Source organism: Propionicicella superfundia DSM 22317, assembly GCF_000423465.1.
GTDB lineage: Bacteria > Actinomycetota > Actinomycetes > Propionibacteriales > Propionibacteriaceae > Propionicicella > Propionicicella superfundia.
The window spans coordinates 313,946-340,371 of record NZ_KE384021.1; the positions used below are offsets into that span (position 1 = coordinate 313,946).

The window sequence follows — 26,426 nt, forward strand, 5'->3', positions numbered from 1 at the left end:
GTGCGGCCCGGCGGCCAGTCGATCCAACGCTACGGGAGGGCATTCCGTCGAGGGCGGCGTGTCCGCCCCGGTAACGCAACCGAAACGCGTTCGTCATCTTCGCACGGGATATTCCTGGAACGCCGGATAATCCCATGGAGAATCGCCTACGGTGACGGCTAACACCAGTGCGCCGCGGTGCCCGATTCATGAGGTGAATGGGAGCGGCAGCCGACCGAGGACTGAGGTGCGATGCGAATCCTGACCTGCGTGAAGTACGTTCCCGATCCCGTGGACGAGGTGAGCTTCTCGTCCGCCCACACCCTTGACCGGGCCGCGAGCTCGTGTCTGCTGTCCGAACTGGACGAGTACGCCGTCGAGCAGGCTCTACAGGCGCGCGCCGCGCTGCCCGAGGCGTCCGTCGCCGCGCTCACCGTCGGGCCCGCCGACGCCGAGGCGGGTCTGCGCAAGGCGCTGCAGATGGGCGCCGACGAGGCGTACCTCGTGAGTGACGACGCCATCGCCGGGTCGGACGTGTTCGGGACGGTCGCGGTTCTCGCGGCCGCCGTCCGGGCGGTGCCCGACGCCGGTCTCGTCATCTGCGGCATGAGCTCGACCGACGGCGAGATGGGGGTCCTGCCGGCCCTGTTGGCCCACGCGCTGGACTGGCCGCTGCTGAGCATGGCGGCGTCCCTGGAGGTCGCCGGATCCGGCCTGCGCGGCACGCGGGTCGACGAGGTCGGCGCCCGGACCGTGGAGACGCCGCTTCCCGCAGTGGTGAGCGTGACCGATCAGACGGGCGAGCCGCGGTACCCGACGTTCAAGGACGTCATGGCCGCCAAGAAGAAGCCGGTGACCGAGTGGTCGCTGGCCGACCTCGGCGTCGATCCGGCGACGGTCGGCGCAGGCGCCGCGCGGGTCGAGGTGGCCACGATCACGAGGAACCCCGATCGCCAGGCGGGCACGGTCCTCGTCGACGACGGCGGAAGCTCCGTGACCGAGCTCGTGGCTTTCCTGACAGAGGCGTAGGAGGAGAACGACATGACGAACGTCCTGATTCTCGCGACCGCGACCGACGGTGCCGTCGACGCCGCCACGCTGGGGCTCGCCACGCTCGGCCGTGGCCTCGGCCCGCTGTCGGCGGTGATCGCCGGCGATGCCGGGGACGCCGCCGCGGAGCTCGGGCAGTACGGCGTCGCCGACCTTCACGCCGTGGAGTGCGCCGGGCTCGCCGCGTCGCTCGTGACCGCCCGTGCGGCGCTCGTGGCCGACGTGGCGCGGACAGCGGGCTCCAGCCTGATCCTCGTGCCCGCCGGCACCGAGGGCAACGAGGTCGCCGCGCTCGTGGCCGCCGAGCTCGGCGCGGGCCTCGTGACGGATGCCGTCGGGGTCGGCCTCGACGGCGGCATCGTCCATGCGAGCAAGGTCGTCTGGGCCGGCTCCTACACCGTCGACGCGGTCGTCCGTACGCCGCTGGCCGTCGTCACCGTCAAGGCCGTCGCCGCGGTCCCGGCCGAGGCGGCGACGGTGCCGAGCGTCCATTCGAGCACGTTCGCCTACGCGCCGGCCGGTCCCGTAGCGGCCGTCACGGCGACGGAGCCGCCGGTGTCCACGGGACGTCCCCGCCTGGCCGAGGCGAAGGTCGTGGTCGCCGGGGGCCGGGGCGTGGCGGGAGACTTCACGCTCGTCGAGTCCTTGGCGGACGCTCTCGGGGGCGCGGTCGGAGCGTCGCGGGCGGCCGTCGACTCGGGTTGGGTCGCGAGCAGCCTGCAGGTGGGGCAGACCGGCAAGACCGTCGCCCCCGATCTGTACGTCGCGGTCGGTATCTCGGGCGCGATCCAGCACGTCGCGGGGATGCGTTCGTCCAAGCGCATCGTTGCCATCAACAACGATCCCGACGCGCCCATCCACCGCATCGCCGACCTGGGCGTCGTGGGTGACCTCGCTGTGATCGTCCCGGAGCTGGTGACCCGGCTGGGTTCCGCTGGGTCGTGACGGCACGGCGACCGGGCGGATGTCCCGCCCGGCGCGGTCGTCGACCCCCCTGTTCCCGCGCTCGCGCGGCGTGGTGGTCGCCGCGCGAGCGCGGCCGGCCCGATTCGCCGGTCCGCAGCGACGCACACAGTCCACCGAGCGCTCCGAAACCGCCGGAAATCCGCTGATTTCCGGCGGTTTGGGAGCGCTCGGCGCGGTGCCGGGGAGGTTCAGCCGGCCTGCGCGCGGCGCGCAGCGAGTGCCGAGGAGGGGACGAACGCCTCCGCCCCGGGGGTGCCGCCGAGGTCGCCGGCCAGCAGTTCGCGGGCCCGCGAGAGGTGTTCCTGGAGCAGAGTGGCCACGCGGACGCTCTCACCCGCCTCGATGAGGTCGAGGAGCAGCGCATGCTCGGCGACGATGATCTCGGGGCTGAGCCGCTGGCTGCCCTGCAACTGGGACATGCAGAGCTTCACCTCGAACGCCAGCGAGCGGTACATGGCGCTGGTGCGCGGGCTGCCGAGGGCGTCGATCAGGGCGGTGTGGAAGCGCATGTCGGGCTCGACGACATCGAAGGAGCCCGTCTCCCACAGCGCCGCGATCTCGGCGTTGGCCACACGGGACGCGTCGGGCACCCGCTTGATCAGCGCGAGCCGGCGCAGCACCTCCGACTCCAGATAGGCGCGCGTCCGGTAGATGTCGCGCACATCCTCGGGCCCGAGTCTCACGACGCGCGCGGTCTTGTGGTTGCGCCGGACGAGGACCTTCTCGGACACGAGCCGTTCGATCGCCGCCTTCGCCGTGGCGCGGGCGATGTCGTAGCGCTCGGCGACCTTCGCCTCCGTCAGGGGCGTGTCGGGCTTGAGCTCTCGCCGGAGCACCTGTTCCTTCAGGTCTTCGGCGGCGGCATCGATCACTGACGTGATCACGATGTTCCGAGCCACCTCAAACCCCCCCAGCTTCACGGCCGTGAATTGATTCTAACCCCTTGTCACCTAGCAAGTCGGGCCGAGTCTCGACACGCGAGGCGACGCTCGGCACCCCGGCGTCGGGCAATCGTCCGGACGCCCGCCGCGGGTTCGGTCGTCGACCTCGGCCGACCATGGCACTCAAAGTTACCCGGTCAGTTCACTTGCATGTCGAGTCAACTTGCTGAACAATCGAGCATCGGCTGTCTCAACGAGGAGATTCCCTTGTTCACTCAACCTCTGGCGCCCATTGCGGGAAGCCTCGCTCTCTCAGCACTCCTGGCGGCACTCCCGCTGATCCTGCTCTTCGTCCTGCTGGGCGTCTTCAAGATGAAGGCCTGGCTCGCCGCCCTCATCGGCCTGGCCGTGTCGATCGTCGTCGCCATCGTCGGCTGGGGCATGCCCGCGACGATGGCCCTCAGCGCCACGGCCGAAGGCGCCTTCTACGGCGCCTTCCCGATCATGTGGATCCTCCTGAACGCCATCTGGCTGTACCAGCTCTCGGTGATCACCGGCTGGTTCGAGGAACTCGGCAAGCTCATCCGCTCGATCTCCGACGACCAGCGCATCCTGGCCATCCTCATCGCCTTCTGCTTCGGCGCCCTGATGGAGGCGCTCGCCGGCTTCGGCGCACCCGTCGCGATCTCGGCCGCCATGCTCATGGCGGCGGGGATGAGGCCGCTCAAGTCGGCCATCGTCTCACTGCTGGCCAACACCGCTCCCGTCGCCTTCGGCGCCATGGGCGCTCCCATCATCGCGCTGTCCGGCGCCGTGTCGTCCACCCATCCCGAGATCACGACGCACGTCCTGTCCCAGATGGCGGGGCGTCAGACCCCGTTCGTCGCCGCGATCGTCCCGCTCGTGCTGGTGTTCCTCGTCGACGGCCGGCGCGGCGTCAAGGAGACCTGGCCCGTCGCGATCGTGGCGGGCGTCGTGTTCGGCGTCTTCCAGTTCCTGACGTCGAACTTCATCACCGTCGAGATCACCGACGTGGTCGCGTCCCTCGCCACGATCGCGGTCGTCCTCGGCATGCTGCGGTTCTGGAAGCCGCGGAACTCGGTGCCGCTCGATCACACCGAGCTGCCCGCCGACGAGGCCGAGGCGATCAGCTCCGGCAAACTCGCCCACTACCCCGAGATCACCGCGACCGGAGGGGCGCGGATCTGGGGCGCCATCGCCCCCTACGCGATCATCGTCATCGTCTTCTCGATCAGTCAGATCCCGGTCGTCAAGACCTGGCTGCTGAGCATCGGCCAGGTGAAGTTCCCGTGGCCCGGCCTCAACACGATCGCCGCCGACGGGACGGCGACCTCCACGATCCTGAACAGCGCGGGCAAGCCGGTGTCCACGATCTTCACCTTCGACCATCTCCGCGCGACAGGCACCCTGCTGCTGCTCTCGGGCATCGTCACCTGCATGGTGTTCAAGGTGAAGGTCGCCGACGCCGTGCAGGCCTACGCGACGACCCTGAAGCAGCTTCGGTTCACCATCGTCACGGTGCTGTCGGTGCTGGCCCTGGCGTACGTCATGAACCTGTCCGGCCAGACCGCCAGCCTCGGCAACGCGCTCGCCACCGGGCTCGCCACCGCCTTCGTCGTGGTCTCGCCGCTGGTCGGGTGGATCGGGGTCGCGATCACCGGGTCCGACACGTCGTCCAACGCGCTGTTCGGGCTGCTGCAGGTGACCGCGGCGGAGCACTCCGGGCTGAACCCCGTCCTCATGGCCTCGGCGAACTCGTCCGGGGGCGTGATGGGCAAGATGATCTCGCCGCAGAACCTCGCCGTCGCGGCCGCGGCGGTGGGCATGACCAACCGCGAGGGAGACATCTTCCGCAAGGTCGTGCTGTGGAGCCTCGCCCTGCTGGCCTACTTCACGATCGTCGTCGTCCTCCAGGCCGGGCCGCTCTCGTGGATGGTCCCGACCCCATGACCGCCGTGACCCCCGAACGCCTGCAGGCACTGCTGCAGGGCTGTGTGGCGGATCCGGCCCAGCTCCGGACCGCGGAGCTGGACAGGCGTGCCCTGGCCCACGACGCATCCCACATTCTGCTCGTCCCGAGCGCCGTCGTCGCACCCCGGGACGCCGACGAGGTGGCTCGGCTGCTGCGGGCCACGTCGGCGGCGGGGATCGGGCTGACGTTCCGCTCCGGCGGCACCAGCCTGTCCGGGCAGGCCGGCACCGAGGGCGTCCTCGCCGATGTCCGCCGGCACTTCACCGGCGTCGAGGTGCTGGACGACGGCGCTCGCGTGCGGGTCCAGCCCGGCGTGACGGTCAAGCAGCTCAATGCCCGGCTCGCCGCGTACGGCCGCAAGTTCGGTCCCGACCCGGCCAGCGAGGCGGCCTGCACCATCGGGGGCGTGGTCGCCAACAACTCGTCGGGCATGGCATGCGGAACGGTGGAGAACAGCTACCGCACGCTGGAGTCGGTCGTGGTCGTCCTGCCGTCCGGCACGGTCATCGACACCGGTGCACCCGACGCCGACGAACAGCTCCGCACGGTGGAGCCCGACCTGTACGCGGGTCTGCTGCGGCTGCGCGACCGGGTGCGCGGGAACCCCGCGTCGGTGGCGAGGATCACCCAGCAGTTCTCCATGAAGAACACGATGGGGTACGGGATCAACACGTTCCTCGACCACGACACGCCGGCCGGCATCCTGACGCACCTGATCGTCGGCAGCGAGGGCACCCTGGGCTTCGTCGCGTCGGCCACGTTCCGCACCGTCCCGCTGCGGAGGTTCGTCTCCACCGCGCTCGTGGTCTTCGACGACCTGTACGCGGCGAACCAGGCCCTGCCGGGGCTGGTCGCGACGGGCGCGGCCACCCTGGAGCTCATGGACTCGACGTCGTTGCGGGTGGGACAGGGCTTCCCCGACACCCCCGACATGATCAAGGCGCTGACGGTCGACACGCAGGCGGCGCTGCTCGTGGAGTACCAGGCCACCGGCGCGGCCGAGCTTGCCGAACTCGCCGCCGCCGCCCGGCCGACGCTCGACCGGCTGCCGGTCGGCGGACCGGTGGAACTCACCGACGACGCCGCGGTGCGGGCCGGGCTGTGGACGCTCCGCAAGGGCCTGTACACCTCCGTCGCGGGGGCGCGCCGCAGCGGGAGCACCGCCCTGCTGGAGGATGTCGTCGTGCCGGTCGCGAGGCTGGCGGAGACCTGTGTCGACCTGGCCGTGCTCTTCGAGCGCTACGCCTACGAGGACTCGGTGATCTTCGGCCACGCCAAGGACGGCAACATCCACTTCATGATCACCGACCGGTTCGAGGACGCCGACCAGTTGCGGCGGTACAGCGAGTTCACCGAGGATCTGGTCGACCTGATCATCGCCAACGACGGCTCGCTGAAGGCCGAGCACGGCACGGGCCGGGTGATGGCGCCGTTCGTCCGCAGGCAGTACGGCGACGAGCTGTACGACGTCATGTGCGAGGTCAAGCGCCTGTTCGACCCGCGGGGCCTGCTCAACGCCGGCACGGTCATCTCCGACGATCCCGACCTGCACCTGCAGCACATCAAACTCAATCCGAGCGTGGACGAGGAAGTCGACCGCTGCACCTCCTGCGGGTACTGCGAGCCGGTGTGCCCGTCGCGGGACCTCACGCTGACCCCGCGGCAGCGGATCGCGGTCCGGCGCGAGATCCGGCGCCTGGAGCTCGCCGGGGACGCCGCCGCCGTGGAGCGCCTCGAGAAGGACTTCGACTACCAGGTGCTCCACACCTGCGCGGTGGACGGGATGTGCGGCACGGCCTGCCCCGTGAAGATCAACACCGGCCTGCTGGTGAAGAAGCTGCGCCGCACGACCGTTCCCGGCGCGACGGCGGCGGCGTGGTCGGCACTGGCGAAGCACTGGAAGGGGACCACCGCCGCCTTCTCGACGGTGCTGGGCGTCGCCGACGCCCTGCCCCGCCCGCTGGAGGCAGGCCTCACCGGCGTGAACAAGGCGGCTCGTGCGGTGCTCGGCACCGACTCGATCCCGCTCTGGTCGCCGGAGCTGCCCGGCGGCGGGGCGCCGCGCCGGCGTCCGGCGCCGGTCGGGGAGCCCGTGGCGGTCTACGTCCCGGCCTGCGTCAACGTCATGTTCGGGCCATCGCAGGGACCGGGCGTCCAGGTGAGCTTCGAACGCCTGTGTGCGAAGGCGGGGATCACGCTGCTCGTTCCCCCGGAGGTCGAGAAGCTGTGCTGCGGCACGCCGTGGTCGAGCAAGGGCATTCCCCAGGGGTACGCCGCCATGCGCGAGCGCGTCCTGCCGGTGCTCGCGGCCGCCACGGACGGGGGCCGGCTGCCGGTGATCTGCGACGCGTCGAGCTGCACAGAGGGTTTCCGGCACATGATCGAGACCGATCCCGCTCTGCACATCGAGGTGATCGACTGCGTGTCCTTCGTGGCGCGGGAGGTGATCCCGGTGCTCGGCGAGTACCACAAGCTCGACTCGGTGACCGTGCACCCGACCTGCTCGTCCACGCAGATGGGGCTCAACCCCGACCTGCTCGCGGTGGCACACGCGGTCGCCGACACCGTCGACGTCCCGCTGGACTGGGGGTGCTGCGCCTTCGCCGGCGATCGCGGCATGCTTCACCCCGAGCTGACGGCGGCGGCGACCCGGCGGGAGGCCGCCGAGGCGGCGCGGCTCGACGGCGACGCCCATGCGAGCTGCAACCGGACCTGCGAGCTGGGGCTCACGCGCGCGACCGGCACGCCGTACCGCCACGTGGTGGAACTGCTCGCCGAGCAGGCGCTCGGGCAGGACGCCACCTAGCGCATCCCCCGGCGCCGGATCCGGGCCGGTCCTGCCGGCCTGCCCGAGCCGTCCGCTCGGGCAGGACCGTCGGGACCGCGTGGCAGAGTTCTCACCATGGGCGAGGACGTGCTCGATCGCTTCTCCGCGGCCACCGGTGCGTGGTTCCGGAGCAGCTTCGCCGCACCCACCGCGGCCCAGCGCGGGGCGTGGCGGGCGATCTCGACCGGGCAGCACACGCTGGTGGTCGCCCCGACCGGCTCCGGGAAGACCCTGGCCGCGTTCCTGTGGGGGCTCGACAGGCTCGCCTCGCGGCCTGTCCCCGACGACCCGGCCCGGCGCTGTCGCCTGCTGTACATCTCACCGCTGAAGGCGCTCGGCGTCGACGTCGAGCGCAACCTCCGCGCCCCGCTCGTCGGCATCCGGCACGCGGCCGACCGGCTCGGGCTGGACCGGCCCGACATCCGCGTCGGCGTCCGTTCCGGCGATACTCCGCCCGACGAGCGGCGGACGTTCGCGCGCCGTCCGCCCGACATCCTCATCACCACCCCCGAGTCCCTCTTCCTGCTGCTCACGTCCGCCGGGCGCGAGGCGCTGCGCGGCGTCGAGACGGTGATCCTCGACGAGATCCACGCCGTGGCGGACACCAAACGCGGCGCACACCTGGCCGTGAGCCTGGAGCGGCTCGATGCGCTCCTGGAGTCCCCGGCGCAGCGCATCGGCCTGTCGGCGACCGTCCGGCCGATCGACGAGGTGTCGCGCTTCCTCGCCGGGGGCCGGCCCGTGACGGTCGTGGCCCCGCCGGCGGACAAGCGGTGGCAGTTGGACGTCGTCGTGCCGGTTCCCGACCTGGCCGCGATCGGCGACGAGACCGGCGACCTCAGCGGAGCCGCCGCCGGCGATCCCCGCCGGACGTCGGTGTGGCCCCACGTCGAGGAGCGCATCGTCGATCTCGTGGCGTCCCACCGGTCGACGCTCGTGTTCGCCAACTCGCGCCGGCTCGCGGAGCGGCTCACCGCGCGGCTGAACGAGATCTGGTGGGAGCGCGCGCAGACGGAGGCCACGCCGGCGCCCGTGCGGTCCGACGACGCCCCGTCTCCGTCCTTGCCGACGTCCTCCGACTCCTTCACCCACGCGGTTCCCGGCACGCTCGCCCGCGCCCACCACGGCTCGGTGAGCCGCGAGCAGCGCTCCCAGATCGAGGAGGACCTCAAGTCGGGGCGGCTGCCGGCGGTCGTGGCGACGTCCAGCCTCGAACTCGGCATCGACATGGGAGCGGTCGACCTCGTCGTGCAGGTCGAGGCGCCCCCGTCCGTCGCGTCGGGACTCCAGCGGGTGGGCCGCGCAGGGCACCGGATCGGCGCCGTGTCCCACGGCGTGCTGTTCCCGAAGTTCCGCGGCGACCTCGTTCAGACCGCCGTCGCCGTCGAGCGGATGCGAGCGGGGGAGATCGAGCATCTGCGGCCGGCCGCCAATCCGCTCGACGTCCTCGCGCAGCAGCTCGTCGCGATGGTCGCGATGGACTCCTGGACCGTCGCCGATGCCGAGGCGCTGGTGCGCCGCGCCGCGCCGTTCGGGGGGCTGAGCCGCCCCGTGCTGGAGGCGGTGCTGGACATGCTGAGCGGACGGTACCCGTCCGACGAGTTCGGGGAGCTGCGTCCTCGCCTGGTGTGGGACCGGGCGACCGGCGTCCTCACGGGTCGCCGCAACGCGCAGCGGCTCGCGGTGACCAGCGGCGGGACGATCCCCGACCGGGGCCTGTTCGGGGTGTTCCTCGCCGGAGCCGGCGGTCCCGGGCGACGGGTCGGGGAGCTCGACGAGGAGATGGTGTACGAGTCCCGCGTCGGGGATGTGTTCGCGCTCGGCACGTCGAGCTGGCGGATCGAGGAGATCACCCATGACCGAGTGCTCGTCACGCCGGCGCCGGGGGTGCCGGCCCGGGTGCCGTTCTGGCACGGGGACGCGCTGGGTCGTCCCGCCGAGCTGGGTCGCGCAATCGGACGATTCGTCGCCGAGGTCGCAGGGTCGCCGCCCGACCGGGCGCGGGAGCGGGTCGCGGCCGCGGGCCTCGACGAGTGGGCGACCGACAACCTGCTCGCCTACCTGGCCGATCAGCGGGATGCGACCGGTCGCGTCCCGACGGACACCCATCTGCTGATCGAGCGCTTCCGCGACGAGCTCGGCGACTGGCAGATCGTCGTCCACTCGCCGTACGGCTCGCGTGTGCACGCGCCATGGGCGCTGCTGGTGGCTGCGCGGCTGCGGGAGCGGTTCGGGGTGGACGTGCGCGCCATGCATGCCGACGACGGGATGGTGTTCCGGCTGCCCGACTCCGACTGGGACGACGAGCCTGCGGACACGATCCCGCGGAGCGGGGGGCGCTCGTTCGACGACGAACTGGTCGAAGTGCTGTTCCCCGAGCCCGACGACGTGCCCGGCCGGGTGACCGAGGAGCTCGGCGGCTCAGCGCTGTTCGCGGCCCGGTTCCGCGAATGCGCGGGGCGGGCGCTGCTGCTTCCGCGGCGGCGTCCCGACCGGCGGCAGGCGTTGTGGCAGCAGCGGCAGCGAGCCGCGCAACTGCTGGAGGTGGCGGCCCGCTACCCGGACTTCCCGATCGTGCTGGAGACCGTTCGCGAGTGCATGAACGACGTCTTCGACGTGCCCGCGCTCGTCGGGCTGCTGCAGCGAGTGCAGGCCCGCGAGATCGCGGTCACCACCGTCCACACTCCCCGGGCCTCGCCGTTCGCGTCGTCGCTGCTGTTCGGGTACGTCGCGCAGTTCCTGTACGACGCCGACTCGCCGCTGGCCGAGCGGCGTGCGGCCGCACTCGCGCTCGACCCGTCGCTGCTGGCCGACCTGCTCGGCACCAGCGAGGGTCTGGCGCTGTCCGACCTGCTCGACCCCGAGGCCCTCACCCGTACCGAGGCCGAGTCGCAGTGCCTCGCCGAGGGACGCCGGGCACGCGACCTCGACGAGCTCACCGACATTCTGCGCACCGTCGGCCCGCTGACGACGGCTGCCGTGGCGCGGCGGTGCGCCGACCCGGCGGCCGCGGCGGGCCGGCTCGCCGCGCTGGCCGACGCCCACCGGGTGATCGGGTTCGGTGCCGATCCGGTGCGCTGGGCCGCGATCGAGGATGCCGGGCGCATCCGGGACGCCCTCGGCGTGCCGCTCCCGGTCGGCGTGCCGCAGGTGTTCGCCGAACCGGTCGCCGACCCGCTGGGCGACCTGCTCACGCGGTACGCCCGCGGTCACGCCCCGTTCACCGCGGCCGAGGCGGCGGCCTGGCTGGGCGTGGGCCCGGCGGTCGTGCGGGACGTCCTGCGCCGGGTGGCGTCCGACGGCCGTGTGGTCTCGGGCGAGCTCCGGCCGCCCGGCTGGGAGCCGGTCGAGTCGGACGGCTCCGTGTCGCAGGCCGGGGCGGGCGTCACACAGTTCTGCGACGCACGCATGCTGCGGCTGCTGCGCCGGCGGTCGCTGGCGGCGCTGCGGGACGCGGTCGAGCCGGTGGCCGCGACGGACTTCGCCCGCTTCCTGCCCTCCTGGCAGGGGATCGGCGCCCTGCGGGGCGCCGACGGGCTGTTGCGCGCGGTCGAGCAGCTCGCCGGCGTGCCGCTGCCCGCCAGCGCGCTCGACACCCTCGTCCTGCCCGCGCGCGTCCGGGACTACTCGCCGGCGATGCTCGACGAGCTGACGGCCGGCGGCGAGGTTGTCTGGCAGGGTCGCGGAGCGCTCGCCGGAGGCGACGGCTGGGTGTCGCTGCACCCGGTGGAGCTGGCCGACGCGACGCTCGCCGTCCCCGGCGACGTGCCGGGCGAGGCCGCCCGAGACCTGCGGGAGGCGCTCGCGGGGGGTGGAGGGCACTTCTTCCGCTCGCTGTCCGACCTGCTCGGGGCGACCGACGACCGTGCGCTCGCCGATCTGCTGTGGGAGCTCGTCTGGGCCGGAGCGGTGACGAACGACACCCTCGCGCCGTTGCGGGTGCGGCTGGGCGGCGCGTCGACGGCGCACCGCCGCCCGCCGCAGGCACCCCGCGGACGCTACGGCAGGCTCGGACGGGCATCGCTGCCGCGTCGAGCCGGGCCGCCGGACGCGGCGGGCCGGTGGGCCGCGGTGCCGTCGCCCGAGGAGGATCCGACGGTCCGCGCCGCGACGGCCACCGAGGTCCTGCTCGACCGCTACGGCGTCGTGACGCGGGGAAGCGTCGTCGCCGAGGACGTCCCGGGAGGCTTCGCGGGCGTGTACAGGGTCCTCGCCGCAGCCGAAGACGCCGGGCGCGTTCGCCGAGGCTACTTCGTGGAGGGGCTGGGCGCCGCCCAGTTCGGTGCTGTGGGAGCGGTGGACCGGCTGCGGGCGGCGTCCCGGCCGCTGGAGGCCGACGCCGCGGGCCCCGCTCTCGTGCTGGCCGCGTGCGATCCGGCGAACCCGTACGGTGCCGCGCTCCCCTGGCCGGAGCGTGAGACGAGTGAGCGCCGTGGTCACCAGCCGGGTCGCAAGGCGGGGGCGCTCGTGGTCCTGGTCGACGGGCGTCTCGTCCTCTACGTGGAGCGCGGCGGGCGCACCCTGCTGTCCTGGGACGAGCACGGCCCGGCCCTGTCGGCCGCGGCGGGTGCGCTCGCGGCGGCCGTCCGCTCGGGTGCGCTCGGGCGGCTGACGGTCGCCCGGGTCGACGGCGAGGACGTCCTCGGCTCGCACCACCCGCTGACGGCCGCGCTGGCCGAGGCCGGGTTCCGGCTGACACCGCGCGGCCTGGTGCTGAGGGGGTGAGCGGTGCCCGAGGGTGATGTCGTCCGCCGCACCGCGATCCGGCTCGACACGGCGCTCGCCGGGCGGCCGCTCCTGGACGCCGACCTGCGCTGGCCCGGTCTGGGCACGGCCGACCTCGCGGGTGCCCCGGTGCTGGAGGTCGCCTCGCGCGGCAAGCACATCCTGACCCGGCTGGGCACCGGGTGGACGCTTCGGTCCCACCTGCGGATGGAGGGGGCGTGGTTCGTCCAGCCGACCCCGGCGGGCGCGGCGGCCGCTGTCCACCCCGCCCGGCGCGTCCCCGGACAGGTGCGTCGCCGGCCGGTTCGCGCGGTCCTGATGGGGCCGGAGTGGACGTGTCTCGGCCTTCGGTTGGGGATGCTCGATCTCGTGCGCACCGCCGACGAGGGCACCCTGATCGGCCATCTCGGGCCCGACGTCCTCGACCCCGGGTTCGACGCGGAGCGGGCCGTCGCCAACCTCGCCGCCGGCGGGCAGACGATCGGGGAGGCGCTCATGGACCAGCGCCGCCTCGCCGGGATCGGCACCCTGTGGGCGTGCGAGACCTTGTTCGCCGAACGGGTTCACCCGTGGACGCGCTCCGCCGAGCTTCCGGCGGCGGTCCTCGCGCGGCTCGTCGCGCGGGCGCGGCGGTTCATCACCGCCGGCGTCGAGCAGGCCGTGCAGTCGTCCACCGGAGACCGCCGACCCGGACGCGAGACGTACGTCCACGCCCGGTCGGGCAGGCCGTGCCGCCGGTGCGGCCGGACGGTGCGGGTGGCGATGATCGGGCCGCCCTCCCGGGAGCGGACGATGTTCTACTGTCCCGGCTGCCAGGGCGGTCTCGCCCCGACCGACGACGGGGCGCCGCTGGCTCCGCTCGGTGCCCGGGTGCGTGGCGCCACAGGCAGGGAGCGGAGCCGATGAGGCTCCGCCGAACGGGCAGGATAGGGGCATGACGACGCCGGGCCTGTTCACGCGGCTGTGGGATGGTGCGCGCAGGACTCCGAGCGCGCTGCTCCTGGTCGCCCAGCTCCTCGGCATCCTGCTCTACGCGTTCGTCGACGGCACCGGCGCGTACTCCCTGGGGCAAGCCGTCCTCACGCTCTTCGGGATGCTCGTCGTGGTGCTGGCGCTGGGTGTCGTCCGGGCGACCCCGACCTACACCTGGCTCGGCTTCCTCATCGGCATCCCGGCCGTCGGCCTCACGGTCGTCGACTGGGCGCTGCAGTCACCGTCGTGGCATCTGGCCTCCGACATCCTCCACGTCGCCTTCTACACGTACACCCTCATCGGCCTGCTGCGGTACATGTTCGCCGACGACACGGTGACCTTCGACGAGGTGTGGGCGATCGGCGCCACCTTCACCGTCGCCGTGTGGCTGTGGGCCTATGCGTACTCGGCCGTCCAGACCGTCGTGCCGGGCTCGTTCGTGGCGGCGGTCGACCCGCAGGCGCAGCGCACCTGGATGGAGCTGCTGTTCCTGTCGACCACGACCATGACGAGCACGGGGCTGTCGGACGTCGTCCCGGTCACGCCCTATGCGCGGGCGATCGTGATGATCCAGCAGATCGCCGGGATGCTCTATCTCGCTGTCGCGGTGTCCCGGATCGTCGGGCTCACTCTCGGCCGCGGCCGGCGGCGCGACGCCTGACCCGTCGTCCGCCGGACGGGCGCACGGAGCAGACGGTCATTCCGGGTCGCGGGGGACGACGCCTTCGGTCATCGCCTTCGCCATGCTGCGCCGGATCGGCTGATGGGTGTGCAGCCGGGCGTGCGTGCGCGAATACAGGAAGTAGATGGCGAAGCCGATCACCAGCCACACGACGAATCGCAGCCAGGTCTCCACCGACAGGTTGAGCATGAGGTAGGCGCAGATGACGGCCGACACGATCGGCAGCACCGGCGAGAACGGGACGCGGAAGGAGCGTTTGAGGTCGGGACGCTTGCGGCGCAGGACGACGACGCCGATCGACACCATGACGAAGGCCGAGAGCGTCCCGATGTTGACCATCTCCTCCAGCACGCCCACCGGGGTGAGCCCGGCGACCAGAGCGACCGCGACGGTCACGATGATGGTGATGATCCACGGTGTGCGGAACCGCGGGTGCACGCGGGCGAGCCCCATCGGCAGCAGTGAGTCGCGGCACATCGCGAAGATGAGGCGCGTCGCGCCGATCATGAGGGTGAGGACGACGGTCGTGAGGCCCGCGACGGCACCCGCGGCGATGAGGGTCGCCATCCAGGCCTGGCCGTGATGGGCGAACGCATTGGCCAGGGCGGCCGTGGGGTCCAACTGGTCGTAGGGGACCATGCCGGTGACGACGAACGCGACCGCGCAGTACAGGATCGTGCAGATCACGAGGGAGGCGATGATCCCGATCGGCAGGTCGCGCTGCGGGTTGCGCGTCTCCTCGGCCGTGGTGGCGACGACGTCGAACCCGATATATGCGAAGAACACGAGCGCCGCGCCGGCGAAGATGCCCCCCACGCCGAACGCCGACGGCGCCGCTCCCGAGAACAGTTGGATGAGGGGCTGGGTCAGGCCGGAGGTGGTCTCGGTGGCGGCGGCGGGCGGGACGAACGGCGAGTAGTTGGCGGGGTCGATGAACATGATGCCGGCGACGATCACGAACAGGACGATGAACAGCTTCACGGCGACCAGCGCGAGGTTGACGCGCATCGACTCCTTGATGCCGACCGTCACGAGCACGCCCAGGACGACGACGAGGGCGATGGCGACGAGGTCGACGGTGCCGCCGTAGCCGATGGCGGCCGGGATCGTGATGCCGATCTTCTCCAGGAACACGCCGAGATAGGCGCTCCACCCCTGCGCGACGACGCTGGCGCCGAGGAACATCTCCAGGATGAGGTCCCAGCCGATGATCCATGCGAACAGCTCGCCGAGGGACGCGTACGCGAACGTGTAGGCCGAGCCCGACACGGGGACGGTCGAGGCGAACTCCGCGTAGCACATGGCGGCCAGCGCACACGCGAGGGCGGCCACGATGAAGCTGACGATGATCGCCGGTCCTGCCACGCTGTGCGCGGCACGCCCCGTGAGGGTGAAGATGCCGGCACCGATGACGACGCCCACGCCGAAGACCGTGAGGTCCAGTGCGCTGAGGGATTTCTTGAGCTGGTACTCCGGCTCGTCGGTGTCGGCGATCGACTGCTCGATCGACTTCGTGCGCAACAGGTCCATCTGGGGCTCCACATTCTCAGGGGGCACCTCCACCGGTGGAGGCCATGCGGCAGATTAGTCCTCCGGCGCGGCGCCGGAGCAGGAATTGCGTCGTTTCGGACCATCAGGCGAGAGAATGTTGCGCCACCGGCGGGGAAGGCCGCTGTCGCGCCGGCAGGCGAGGCACCCGCACAGGCGCCGACGGGCGCGCCCCGTCGGGGGCGCGCCCGTCGGGCGGGTCGTGCTCAGTGCGCCGGCGCCGCCTCCTCCTCCAGGTCGACGGCCGTGCCCTGGAACTGCGACTGGTAGAGGCGCCAGTAGGCGCCCTCGCGGGCCAGCAGGTCGGCGTGCGACCCCTGCTCCACGATCGCTCCGTGCTCCATCACGAGGATGGTGTCGGCGTCGCGAATGGTCGACAGCCGGTGGGCGATGACGAAGGACGTCCGGTCGGTCCGCAGCGCCTTCAGCGCGCGCTGCACCAACAGCTCGGTGCGCGTGTCGACGGAGCTCGTCGCCTCGTCGAGGATGAGCACGGACGGGTCGACGAGGAACGCTCGCGCGATGGTGATGAGCTGCCTCTCGCCCGCGGACACGTTCGACCCCTCCTCGTCGATGACCGTGTCGTAGCCCTCGGGCAGCGACCGCACGAACCGGTCGACGAACGCGGCCTTGGCTGCGGCGAGAATCTCCTCGGGGCTCGCGTCGGGTCGTCCGTAGGCGATGTTGTCGCGGATCGTCCCGTGGAACAGCCACGAGTCCTGGAGCACCATGCCGACCGAACCGCGGACGTCGGCCCTCGGCACGGTCGTGATGTCGATGCCGTCGGCGAGGATCGTGCCGCTGTTCAGCTCGTAGAACCGCATGATGAGATTGACCAGGGTCGTCTTTCCGGCCCCGGTCGGGCCGACGATGGCGACCGTGTCGCCGGGGAGGACCTCCAGGTTCATGTCCTCGATGAGCGGCGCGTCGGGGGAGTAGCTGAAGTCGACGTGGGAGAACTCCACCTTGCCCGTCACGACGCCCAGCTCGCCGGTCGCGTCGGGCGACTGCTCGTCGGCGTCCAGCACCTCGAACACCCGCTCGGCCGACGCCACGCCGGACTGCAGCAGGTTGGCCACCGAGGCGAGCTGCGTGAGCGGCTGGGTGAACATCCGCGAGTACTGGATGAACGCCTGCACGTCGCCGAGTCCCATCTGGCCGCTCGCGACCCGCATGCCGCCGAGGACGGCGATGACGACGTAGTTCAGGTTCCCGATGAGGAACATGACCGGCATGATGATGCCGGAGATGAACTGCGCGCCGAACGCCGCGGAGTACAACTCGTCGTTCTTCGCGGCGAACTCGCGTTCGACCTCGCGGCTGCGGCCGAACACCTTGACGATCGCGTGGCCGGTGAACGCCTCCTCGACCTGCCCGTTGAGCTCGCCGGTGCTGCCCCACTGCCGCTTGAACAGCTTCTGGGACTGCTTGCCGATGACCGCGGTGACGACGGCCGCGAGGGGGATGGTGACGACCGCCACGAGGGTCAGCAGCGGGGACACCAGCAGCATCATGATGACGACGCCGACGACGGTGAAGAACGCCTGGACGATCTGCGCCAGCGTCTGCTGCAGGGTCTGCGCGACGTTGTCGATGTCGTTGGTGACGCGGGAAAGGATCTCGCCGCGCGGCTGGGCGTCGAAGTACGACAACGGCAGCCTGTTCAGCTTGTCGGCGACCTGCTCGCGCATCCGGTACACCGTGCGCTGCACGATGTCGTTGGTGAGATATGCCGCCAGCCAGGCGAAGACGCCGGCCAGCGCGTACACCCCGAGTGCGAGCAGGAGGATCTCCCCGACCTGCGTGAAGTCGATGCCCTGCCCGGGCACGAGGTCGAGGCCGCTGACCATGTCGGCCTGGTCGCCCTTGCCCTGTGAACGGAGCAGTTCGATGACCTGCTCCTTGGTGAGGTTCGCCGGCAACTGCTTGCCGATGATGCCGGCGAAGATCGCATCGGTGGCCCGCGCGAGCACCTTGGGCCCGAGGACGTTGAGCGCGACGCCGATGGCCGAGAGCACCAGGACGAGGGCGATCCGCACCCGCTCGGGCCGCAACTGGCGCAGCAGGCGCCTGGCGGACGTCGCGAAGTTCGCGGCCTTCTCGCCTCCCTGGAACTGGGAGCCGGGGCCGTGACCGCGGCTCTGCGGCATGTCCTTCGGGCGCGCGTTCGCGGCGACCTTCGGCTCGCTGGTCCCGCTCATGCGGCAACCTCCGTGTTCTGGAACTGGGATTCGACGATCTCGGCGTACGTCGGGCAGGACGCGACGAGTTCGTCGTGGGTGCCGAGCCCGACGATGCGGCCGCCCTCGAGGACGACGATCTGGTCGGCATGCCTGATGGACGAGACGCGCTGGGCGACGACGACGACCGCCGCGTTGCGCGTCTCGGGGACGAGCGCGCTCCGGAGCCGGGCGTCGGTCGCGACGTCGAGTGCCGAGAACGAGTCGTCGAACACGTAGACGTCGGCCTTCTTGACCAGTGCGCGGGCGATGGACAGCCGCTGTCGCTGGCCGCCGGACACGTTCGTCCCGCCCTGGGCGATCGGGGAGTCCAGGCCGGCGGGCAGGTCCCGCACGAAGTCTGCCGCCTGGGCGACCTCCAGGGCGTGCCACAGGTCCTCGTCGGTCGCGTCGGGGTTGCCGTACCGCAGGTTGGTGGCGACGGTCCCGCCGAACAGGTAGGGACGCTGAGGGACGAGGCCCACCTTCGACCACAGGACGTCGGGGTCGAGCTCGCGGACGTCCACGCGGTCGACGAGGACGTGACCGCCCGTGGCGTCGAAGAGCCGCACGATGAGGTTGACCAGCGTCGTCTTGCCCGAGCCGGTCGAGCCGATGATGGCCGTGGTCCGCCCCGGCTCGACGGTGAAGGAGATGTCGTGCAGGACGGCCTCGGCCGCGCCGGGGTAGGCGAAGTCGACATGATCGAGCTCCACCTCGCCGTGCAGGCCGACCTCGGTGACGCCGTGCTCGGGCGGGACGACCGACGGCTCGGTCTGCAGCACCTCCTGGATGCGTGCGGCGCAGACGGCCGCGCGCGGCGCGATCATGAACATGAAGGTCGCCATCATGACGCTCATGAGGATCTGCATCAGGTAGTTGAGGAAGGCCGTCAACTGTCCGATCTGCATGTGTCCCTCGTCGACGCGGATGCCGCCGAACCACATCACCGCGACGCTGGACATGTTCATGATGAACATCACGGCCGGGAACAGGGTCATCATGCGGCGCCCGAGGTGGGTGGCCGTGGCGGTCAGGTCCTCGTTCGCGACGGCGAACCGCTTCCGCTCGTGGTCCTCCCGGACGAAGGCGCGGATGACCCGGATGCCGGTGAGCTGCTCCCGCAGGACCCGGTTGATGGTGTCGATGCGCGTCTGCTGGACGCCGAACAGCGGGGTCATCTGCACGATGAGGATCGCGATGACGATGGCCAGCAGCGCCACCGAGGCGACGATCAGCCAGCTCAGGCCCACGTCCTCGCGGATGGCGCTGAAGATCCCGCCGACCATCATGATCGGCGCCGACAGCACCATGGCGCCCGTCATGAAGACGAGCATCAGCACCTGCTGGACGTCGTTGGTGTTGCGGGTGATGAGGCTGGGTGCGCCGAACTGGTTGACCTCCTTGGTCGAGAACGACAGCACCCGGTCGAACAGCGCGGCGCGGACGTCCCGGCCGAAGCCCATCGCCGTGCGGGAGGCGAACAGGACGGCGAGGATCTGCGAGACGCCCTGGAGGACGGACATCGCGAGCATGACGCCGCCGTTCGCCCAGATCGCGTCCGTGTCGCCGGTCGCGACGCCTTCGTCGATGATCTTCGCGTTCAGCGACGGAAGGCTCAGCGAGGCGTATGCGGCCACGACTTGGAAGGCGCAGACGAGCAGGATCTGCAGCCAGTAGGGGCGAAGGTACTTCGCCAGGAGTCTGAGCATCAGGAGAGCTCCTTAGCAGCTATTCCATGGAGGAGAAGGGACGCCATCTCGTCGGGCGGCGGCGGCATGGCGTCCACGGCGGTGAGAGTGATGGTGGAGAAGACGTTCGCCATGAGGGCGGCGGCCGCACGGCGTGGCGGGACGCGCAATCGGTCGGCGTAGGGCGTGAGGGACTCGGCCACCGCGGCGTCGACGAGGTACCGCCCGTCGCGCAGGGCGTGGCCGGCGCACCGGGCGCCGCCTTTCTGCATCGCGGGGGAGTGGAGCATCCCGATGAAGCGGTTGTTGACCGTCATCCGGTCGACCAGGATCTCCAGGAGACGCTCGACATGCGTCTCGAAGGGGAGGCCGGGAGGAATCGCGGCGATGAGACCGATCGCCGCATCGGGGGCCACCGCATCGAGGATCACCTCGTTGAGGAGATCCTGTTTGGTCGGGAAGACCCGGAAGATCGTCCCCTCCGCGACGCCGGCCGCCCGTGCGATCTGCCGGGTGCTGACCTGCAGGCCGTGCTCCATGAGCAGCGGCAGCGTGGCTTCCTTCAGCACACGGCGTCGTTCCTCGGGCGCGAGGGCTGGTGCACGTTTCACGGCGCCCATCGTAGTGAGTGAGTGCTCACTCTCAAGGGCTCGGGTGTGGACGTTTGACGCATGCCGGGCGGTCCCGGGCGCGCAGAGGTGCAGCGTCCGTGCCGCGGCCGATCACGGTTCGGGATCGGTGGATGCCGCGCCGGCGGCCCCGGCCGCGGCGGCCGGAGGGGACAGCCTCACGGCCGTCCCGTACGCCACGATCTCGGCGGATGCGGCGGCATCCAGCAGGGACGTCTCGAACCGGAGCCCGACGACGGCGTCGGCCTGTGCCGACAGCGCCATCGCGACGGCCGCGTCCACGGCGTCCTGGCGCTGCTCGGTGAGCTGAACCGCGAGGTCGGCACCGGCCGGACGGGGCCGGACCACGACGCCGACCACCTCGCCGAGGGCGAGGTCGATCTCGCGTCCGGGCAGATGCTCGGTCGTCACGCACGGGATGTCGCGCCGGCGCAGGGTCGCGCGCCGGGGGGCGGGAGCGGGCACGGGCGTCTGGAAGGCCGGCGACGGCTGGGACGCGACCGGCTGCGGGGGGAACTGGCCGTAGGCGGGTTGCCCCTGGGCGGCGGGCTGAGGGTGCGCGTACCCCTGACCCGGGTGCGGCTGAGAGGGCTGCTGATAAGGAGCCTGGTACTGGCCGCCGCCGGGCGGCGCGTACGGGTTCTGTCCGTACGGGTTCTGCTCCTGGGGCGGGTTCCCGTAAGGCTGCTGTCCGTAGCTCATGGACACATCTAACCCCAGTCGGCCATGCGCCGGGCGTGACGGGCCGACCGCCCCCGCAACACCCGGCCGTGGCGGGCCCGTCGTCGTCCCACGCCGGTCCGGCTCGGCTCACCGTCACGCTGCCGCGGGGCGTCCCGGCACTTGTTGGCTACGCTGTCCCGGTGAGTTCGCAGGCACCCGAATCCGACCTTCCCGAGCAGCTTCGCATCCGTCACGAGAAGCGGGCGCGGCTGCTCGCCGCCGGCATCGAGCCGTACCCGATCTCCGTCCCGCGGACGCACTCGCTCGCCGAGGTGCGCGAGACCTGGGGGCATCTGCAGGCCGGGGACGAGACGTCCGACGTCGTGTCGGTCTCCGGGCGGATCATCTTCGCCCGGTTCACCGGCAAGCTCTGCTTCGCGACGCTGCAGGACGGCTTCACCCTCGACGCCGACTCGGAGCGCCTGCAGGTGATGCTGTCGCTGGCCGAGGTGGGGCAGGAGTCGCTGGACGCCTGGAAGGCGGATGTCGATCTGGGCGACTTCGTGTCGGTCACCGGACGCGTGATCTGCTCCAAGCGGGGCGAGCTGTCGGTGCTGGCGACGAGCTGGCAGCTCGCGTCCAAGGCGCTGCGCCCGCTGCCGACGCTGCACAAGGACCTCTCGGAGGAGAATCGCGTCCGCGAACGCTACGCCGATCTCGTCGCGCGGCCCGCGGCCCGGGACATGGTGCGGACGCGGGCCGCGATCACCCGCAGCGTCCGTGAGACCCTCCATCGCGACGGCTACATCGAGGTCGAGACACCGGTCCTCCAGCTCATCCACGGCGGCGCCGCGGCGCGTCCCTTCGCGACGCATCTGAACGCCTTCGACATCCCGATGACACTGCGGATCGCGCTGGAGCTGTACCTCAAGCGGGCCATGGTGGGCGGGGCCGATCGCGTGTACGAGATCGGGCGGATCTTCCGCAACGAGGGGATCGACTCCACGCACTCCGCGGAGTTCACGATGCTGGAGGCCTACCAGTCATGGGGTGACCAGTTCACGATCGCGGCGCTCACGCAGAGCCTCATCGTGGATGCCGCGGCGGCGCTCGACCGGCTTGTCGTCGATTCGCCGCAGGGCGAGATCGATCTGGGCGGCGAGTGGGCCTGGCTCGGGGTGTACCCGGGGCTGTCCGCGGCGGTGGGGGAGGAGATCACCCCCGAGACGCCGCTGGCGCGGCTGCAGGCGGTCGCCGAGGCGCGCGGGGTGGAGCACGATCCGGCGCTGGAGGCCGGGAAGCTCGTCATGGAGCTGTTCGAGGCGCTGGTCGAGCCCACCCTCGTCCAGCCGACGTTCGTGTGCGACTACCCCCCCGTGGCCCAGCCGCTCGCCCGGCCGCACCGCAGTGAGCCCGGCAAGATCGAGGCGTGGGACCTGATCATCGGCGGCCTGGAGCGCGCGACCGGGTTCAGCGAGCTCATCGACCCCGTGGTGCAGCGTGAGCGGCTCGTCGCGCAGTCGCTGAAGGCCGCCGGGGGCGATCCCGAGGCGATGCAGCTCGACGAGGACTTCCTGCGCGCCCTCGAGTTCGCCGCCCCGCCGATGGGCGGCATGGGGATGGGCGTGGACCGGCTCGTCATGCTGCTCACCGACGCAGGCATCCGCGAGACGATCCTGTTCCCTCTGCTGAAGCCCCTCTGAATCTGCGGCGGCCCGATCTGCGGCGGCCCGCGACGCTACGCCGAGGCCGCGACGCTACGCCGAGGCCGCGACGCTACCGGTCCCCCGGTAGCTTCCCGGCCGGAGCGTAGCTACGCCGGAGCGTCGTCGTCGTCCACGACCCCCGGACTCCAGGACGCGGCCGGCGCCCAGGCTACTTCCAGAGCGTCGCGACGGCGAAGGCGCCGCCCATCAGGCCGAGGCCGATGAGGATGTTCCAGCCGCCGAGATCGGCGAGGAACGGGATATAGGGGCTGGCGATGTAGTACAGGATCAGCCACAGGACGCCGAGCAGGCCGAGAGTGATGAAGGTCGGCGGAACCCAGCGACGGCTGCCGGGCACGCGTGCCCGCCTGCGGCGGTCCGCCTCTTTGCGGGCCCGCTCTTGCTTGTCGGCCGTCTTCTTCTTCTGATCAGCGGCCTTGCGGGTCTTCGATTCGGGCACGTCACACTCCTCGGAACTCGGCGCCAAGCCTAACAGGGTTGTTCTCGAGTACACCTAGAGTGGTCCTGTGAGGACACGGGCAGCGCGCTTCCGCCGGCCCTTCGCGCGCGCCCATCGGGGTTTGCGCCGCTCGGGACGGTCACCGCGCCAGATCGCGATGACGACGCTCGTGTGCGCCGTCGCCGGCTTCATGATCGTCTCCAGTGCCGTCGCGGCCCGCGGCACGGATCTGCGCGCCAGCCGGAACACCGACCTCATCGACCTCGTCACCGGCCAGGCGCAGCGCAACCAGGAACAGGCCAAGGAACTCGCCGAGGTGCGCTCGGAGGTCGACCGGCTGAGCCGCTCCAAGGGGGGCGACTCGACGCTGGAGAGCCAGGTGCAGGCGGCGTCCCGCCAGGCAGGGCTGACGGCGGTGAAGGGGCCCGCCGTCGCGGTCACCCTCACCGACGCCCCCGCCGACGTCAATCCCGAGGGTGTCGACCAGGATCTCCTCGTCGTCCATCAGCAGGACATCCAGGCCGTCGTGAACGCGTTCTGGCGGGGTGGAGCCGAGGCGATGACGATCCAGGGGGTCCGTGTCATCTCCACCACGGGCGTCAAGTGCGTGGGCAACACGGTCGTGCTCCACGGCGTCCCGTACGCGCCTCCGTACCGCATCGTGGCCATCGGCGACCGGACGAAGCTCGCCGCGGCGTTGGAGAACTCCGACGAGATCCGGATCTACAAGGAGTACGTGCGGGCGTACCGGCTGGGCTACCAGCAGGAGACCGTCACCGAGGCGACGATGCCCGCGTTCGAGGGTGCGATCGAGAACCAGTACGCACGGCCCTGACCGGTCGAGCACTGCGACAATGGGCCCATGGCCCGGATCCTCGTCGTCGACAACTACGACTCGTTCGTCTACAACCTCGTGCAGTACCTCGCGCAACTGGGGGCCGAGACGGAGGTCTGGCGCAACGACGACCCGCGCTTCGCCGAGCCCGGCTTCGCCAAGGCGTTCGACGGCATCCTGTTGTCTCCCGGCCCCGGAACCCCCGAGGGCGCGGGCGTCTGCATCGACGTGGTCCGCGACCTGGGCCCGTCCATCCCCATCTTCGGGGTGTGCCTGGGCCTCCAGGCGATCGGCGTCGCCTACGGCGGCGTCGTCGACCGGGCCCCCGAACTGCTGCACGGCAAGACGTCCCCGGTCACCCACGACGGACGCGGCGTGTTCGCGGGGCTTCCGTCGCCGTTGACGACGACGCGCTATCACTCGCTCGCGATCGACCCGGCGAGCCTGCCGGACGACCTGGAGGCCTCGGCCGCGACGGCGTCCGGCGTGATCATGGCCGTGCGGCACCGCGAGTACCCCGTGGAGGCGGTCCAGTTCCACCCGGAGTCGGTTCTCACCGAGGGCGGCCACCGGATGCTCGCCAACTGGCTCGCGGCGTGCGGGGACGAGCAGGCCGTGGCGCGGTCGGAGGGGCTCGGTCCGCTCATGGCGGCCGGACGCGCACCAGGGCACGTCACCAACTGAGCAGCCCGATCAGATCCGGACGCGGGCGGTGCGCGGTGTCGGCCGCCTCCGCCCAGCCGGGGTAGGAGTCCAGCCAGCCGAGGAGGTTCTGCGTCCGGACGGCCGGGTCACCGCTGAGCTGTTCGAGGCACAGTGTCAGGGCCGCGTCCGCGTTGAGCACCTGACTGTGGCGGATGTAGCCGGTCTGCTGATCGGGCAGCGGCCGCACGGGAAAGCCGAGTTCCTCGTTGAACAGGCGGCCGATCGCGTAGGTCGAGCTCATGCCGGCCCGGGCGAGGTCGAAGTCCCAGGCGTCCAGTTCGCCGCGGGTCAGGCTCGTCGTGTACGTGCCCCAGGAGAGCTCGGTCAGCCAGTGCTCCACGAGGATCCACGCCGCGGTGATCCGGTCGGGGGTGACGAATCGCCCCGCGAGCAGGTGCTCGGCGTCGCCGGGCAGGGGGACGTCTCCCGGCGGCAGCAGGGACGTCCGGACCAGGGGGCCGAGCAGGTCGCGCCGGCGTCGTCTGTGTGCCGGCGGCGGGAAGAGGGGCGCGGCTGCGACGCGGAGCCGCTCGGCCAGCTCCGGCGGCGCCGCGAACATGTCCCGGGCCTCATCGATGCCGATGGCGAACAACCGCAACTCGCCCATGTGGCAACCGTAACCGACAGCGTCGCGCCGGAGCCATAGGTTGAAGGTTGTGCACCCGAGACGCCGTCGCCGCATCATCCCGCTCATCCTGGTCGGGCTGCTGCTGATCGTCCTCATCGGAGCGCTCGCCAACCTGGCGTGACCGGGTTGGGTAGCCTCGTAGTCGCGCGACGTGAGGAGACACCCCATGGCACACCACCGCAGGTGGACGATCCGGCTCGCCGCGGCGCTCGCCGTGACGGGGCTGGCGATGGCGGCCGCCCCGCCGCTGCCGGCGCGCGCCGACGGCACCGCGTTCACCTTCACCGACTCGCGCATCACGGAGTGCTCGGGCATGGCCACCGACATCGAGCGCGGCTACTACTGGACGATCAACGACACCGAGGCGTCCGGCGGGCGCATCTACGGGGTCCGGTCCGACGGGCAGACCCTGACGAGCATCCGGTTCGGCGCCGACCTCGTCGACACCGAGGCCCTCGCCTACCAGAACGGGTCGTTCTACGTCGCCGACATCGGCGACAACACCGCGAGCCGCACGTCGGTCTCGGTGTACAAGCTGACCGATCCGCAGGTCGGGTCGAGCGACGCCGAGTACACGCGCTACCGCTTCTCCTACCCCGACGGAGCCCACGACGCCGAGGGCATGTTCCTGTCGTCGACCGGCCGCATCCACATCGTCACCAAGGAAGCCACGGGCGCGATCTACGTGGCCCCCGAGAAGCCCAGCGCGTCGACGGTGAACACGCTCACCAAGGTCGCGTCGGCGCCGGCGTATGCGACCGACGCGACGCGGCTGCTGGACGGCACCGTCGCGATCCGGACCTACACCTCGGTCGCCGTCTACGACATCGCGACCTTCACCCAGGTCGGCTCGGCCACCACCCCGACGCAGCAGCAGGGGGAGTCGATCGCGCAGAGCATGGACGGCTCGTCGCTGCTGCTCGGCTCCGAGGGTCGTTACAGCTCGGTCCTCGAGGTGGGCCTCCCGCAGGCGACCGCGACGCCGACCGCGACCTCCTCGGGCTCCGCGTCCGCCTCGGCGACGGCCACCGCCTCGGCGACGACCGGCGTCCCCGCGACGGGCGGGCAGCTCCTCGAGAGCCTGCTCGGCACCCGGTCCATGTTCCTGGTCGCCGGGGCCGTGGCCGTCCTCGCCGGGCTCGTGGTCTTCCTGCGCCGCCGCTAGTCCGCCGCCCGGACGCCTCGCCGTGCGGGCGGATCGGCCGACCTGGCCCGACACGGGCCCGTGGCGGGCTCGGACGGGGTGCGCCGCGTCCGTCCCGGAGCG

Annotated in this window: 19 protein-coding genes; 11 read left to right on the forward strand and 8 right to left on the reverse strand. The window is 71.4% G+C overall.

The window, feature by feature from the left end; genetic code table 11:
• The first annotated feature begins 231 nt into the window (after positions 1-231).
• Both G555_RS0111280 and G555_RS0111285 read left to right on the forward strand, forming a co-directional pair.
• Positions 232-1,008: an electron transfer flavoprotein subunit beta/FixA family protein gene (locus G555_RS0111280; protein WP_028708951.1), complete on the forward strand. Its 777-nt coding sequence runs from the start codon at positions 232-234 to the stop codon at positions 1,006-1,008.
• A 12-nt stretch (positions 1,009-1,020) separates the two neighbouring features.
• Complete coding sequence (locus G555_RS0111285; protein WP_028708952.1) at positions 1,021-1,974, forward strand: electron transfer flavoprotein subunit alpha/FixB family protein; 954 nt, start codon at positions 1,021-1,023, stop codon at positions 1,972-1,974.
• A gap of 209 nt (positions 1,975-2,183) precedes the next feature.
• Here G555_RS0111285 and G555_RS0111290 read toward each other — a convergent pair whose 3' ends face one another.
• Positions 2,184-2,879 carry a GntR family transcriptional regulator gene (locus G555_RS0111290; RefSeq protein WP_245581261.1) on the reverse strand — a complete coding sequence of 232 codons (696 nt, stop codon included), beginning with the start codon at positions 2,877-2,879 and terminating at the stop codon, positions 2,184-2,186.
• Between the two features lie 264 nt (positions 2,880-3,143).
• On the opposite strand from G555_RS0111290, the gene G555_RS0111295 reads away from it, so the two are divergent.
• The 5 genes from G555_RS0111295 (at position 3,144) to G555_RS0111315 (ending at position 14,054) form a co-directional block, all read left to right on the forward strand.
• On the forward strand, positions 3,144-4,847 hold the full coding sequence (locus G555_RS0111295) for an L-lactate permease (protein WP_028708954.1): 1,704 nt from the start codon (positions 3,144-3,146) through the stop codon (positions 4,845-4,847).
• Positions 4,844-7,675: an FAD-binding and (Fe-S)-binding domain-containing protein gene (locus G555_RS19510; RefSeq protein ID WP_036922472.1), complete on the forward strand. Its 2,832-nt coding sequence runs from the start codon at positions 4,844-4,846 to the stop codon at positions 7,673-7,675. The genes G555_RS0111295 and G555_RS19510 overlap by 4 nt, the downstream gene beginning before the upstream one ends.
• A 96-nt stretch (positions 7,676-7,771) precedes the next feature.
• Complete coding sequence (locus G555_RS0111305; RefSeq protein ID WP_028708955.1) at positions 7,772-12,421, forward strand: ATP-dependent helicase; 4,650 nt, start codon at positions 7,772-7,774, stop codon at positions 12,419-12,421.
• Between the two features lie 3 nt (positions 12,422-12,424).
• Positions 12,425-13,327, forward strand: coding sequence for an Fpg/Nei family DNA glycosylase (locus tag G555_RS0111310; RefSeq protein ID WP_028708956.1), 903 nt, complete (start codon positions 12,425-12,427; stop codon positions 13,325-13,327).
• A gap of 28 nt (positions 13,328-13,355) precedes the next feature.
• Positions 13,356-14,054 carry an ion channel gene (locus tag G555_RS0111315; protein WP_051208882.1) on the forward strand — a complete coding sequence of 233 codons (699 nt, stop codon included), beginning with the start codon at positions 13,356-13,358 and terminating at the stop codon, positions 14,052-14,054.
• A gap of 36 nt (positions 14,055-14,090) precedes the next feature.
• Here G555_RS0111315 and G555_RS0111320 read toward each other — a convergent pair whose 3' ends face one another.
• The 5 genes from G555_RS0111320 to G555_RS22845 form a co-directional block, all read right to left on the reverse strand.
• Positions 14,091-15,605, reverse strand: coding sequence for an amino acid permease (locus G555_RS0111320; RefSeq protein WP_028708958.1), 1,515 nt, complete (start codon positions 15,603-15,605; stop codon positions 14,091-14,093).
• Positions 15,606-15,829: 224 nt separating this feature from the next.
• Positions 15,830-17,824, reverse strand: a complete 1,995-nt coding sequence (locus G555_RS0111325; protein WP_028708959.1) for an ABC transporter ATP-binding protein — start codon at positions 17,822-17,824, stop codon at positions 15,830-15,832.
• Positions 17,821-19,557, reverse strand: coding sequence for an ABC transporter ATP-binding protein (locus G555_RS0111330; RefSeq protein ID WP_028708960.1), 1,737 nt, complete (start codon positions 19,555-19,557; stop codon positions 17,821-17,823). The genes G555_RS0111325 and G555_RS0111330 overlap by 4 nt, the downstream gene beginning before the upstream one ends.
• A complete protein-coding gene (locus G555_RS19515; RefSeq protein ID WP_169337910.1) occupies positions 19,554-20,144 on the reverse strand; it encodes a TetR/AcrR family transcriptional regulator in 591 nt (196 codons plus the stop codon). The genes G555_RS0111330 and G555_RS19515 overlap by 4 nt, the downstream gene beginning before the upstream one ends.
• A 111-nt stretch (positions 20,145-20,255) precedes the next feature.
• A complete protein-coding gene (locus tag G555_RS22845) occupies positions 20,256-20,864 on the reverse strand; it encodes a heavy metal-binding domain-containing protein (protein WP_051208887.1) in 609 nt (202 codons plus the stop codon).
• A gap of 161 nt (positions 20,865-21,025) precedes the next feature.
• On the opposite strand from G555_RS22845, the gene lysS reads away from it, so the two are divergent.
• A complete protein-coding gene (gene lysS, locus G555_RS0111345; protein WP_028708961.1) occupies positions 21,026-22,528 on the forward strand; it encodes a lysine--tRNA ligase in 1,503 nt (500 codons plus the stop codon).
• Positions 22,529-22,700: 172 nt separating this feature from the next.
• On the opposite strand, the gene G555_RS0111350 is transcribed toward lysS, so the two are convergent.
• Positions 22,701-22,991 carry a cell division protein CrgA gene (locus tag G555_RS0111350; RefSeq protein WP_028708962.1) on the reverse strand — a complete coding sequence of 97 codons (291 nt, stop codon included), beginning with the start codon at positions 22,989-22,991 and terminating at the stop codon, positions 22,701-22,703.
• A gap of 67 nt (positions 22,992-23,058) precedes the next feature.
• On the opposite strand from G555_RS0111350, the gene G555_RS19525 reads away from it, so the two are divergent.
• Positions 23,059-23,826, forward strand: coding sequence for a DUF881 domain-containing protein (locus G555_RS19525; RefSeq protein ID WP_245581262.1), 768 nt, complete (start codon positions 23,059-23,061; stop codon positions 23,824-23,826).
• Between the two features lie 27 nt (positions 23,827-23,853).
• A complete protein-coding gene (locus G555_RS0111360; RefSeq protein ID WP_028708963.1) occupies positions 23,854-24,510 on the forward strand; it encodes an aminodeoxychorismate/anthranilate synthase component II in 657 nt (218 codons plus the stop codon).
• Here G555_RS0111360 and G555_RS19530 read toward each other — a convergent pair.
• The gene (locus tag G555_RS19530; RefSeq protein WP_051208889.1) at positions 24,500-25,138 is read right to left on the reverse strand and encodes a hypothetical protein; all 639 of its coding nucleotides are present in this window, start codon (positions 25,136-25,138) and stop codon (positions 24,500-24,502) included. The genes G555_RS0111360 and G555_RS19530 overlap by 11 nt on opposite strands.
• Before the next feature lie 187 nt (positions 25,139-25,325).
• On the opposite strand from G555_RS19530, the gene G555_RS19535 reads away from it, so the two are divergent.
• Positions 25,326-26,324, forward strand: coding sequence for a hypothetical protein (locus G555_RS19535; RefSeq protein ID WP_051208892.1), 999 nt, complete (start codon positions 25,326-25,328; stop codon positions 26,322-26,324).
• The last annotated feature ends 102 nt before the right edge of the window (positions 26,325-26,426 follow it).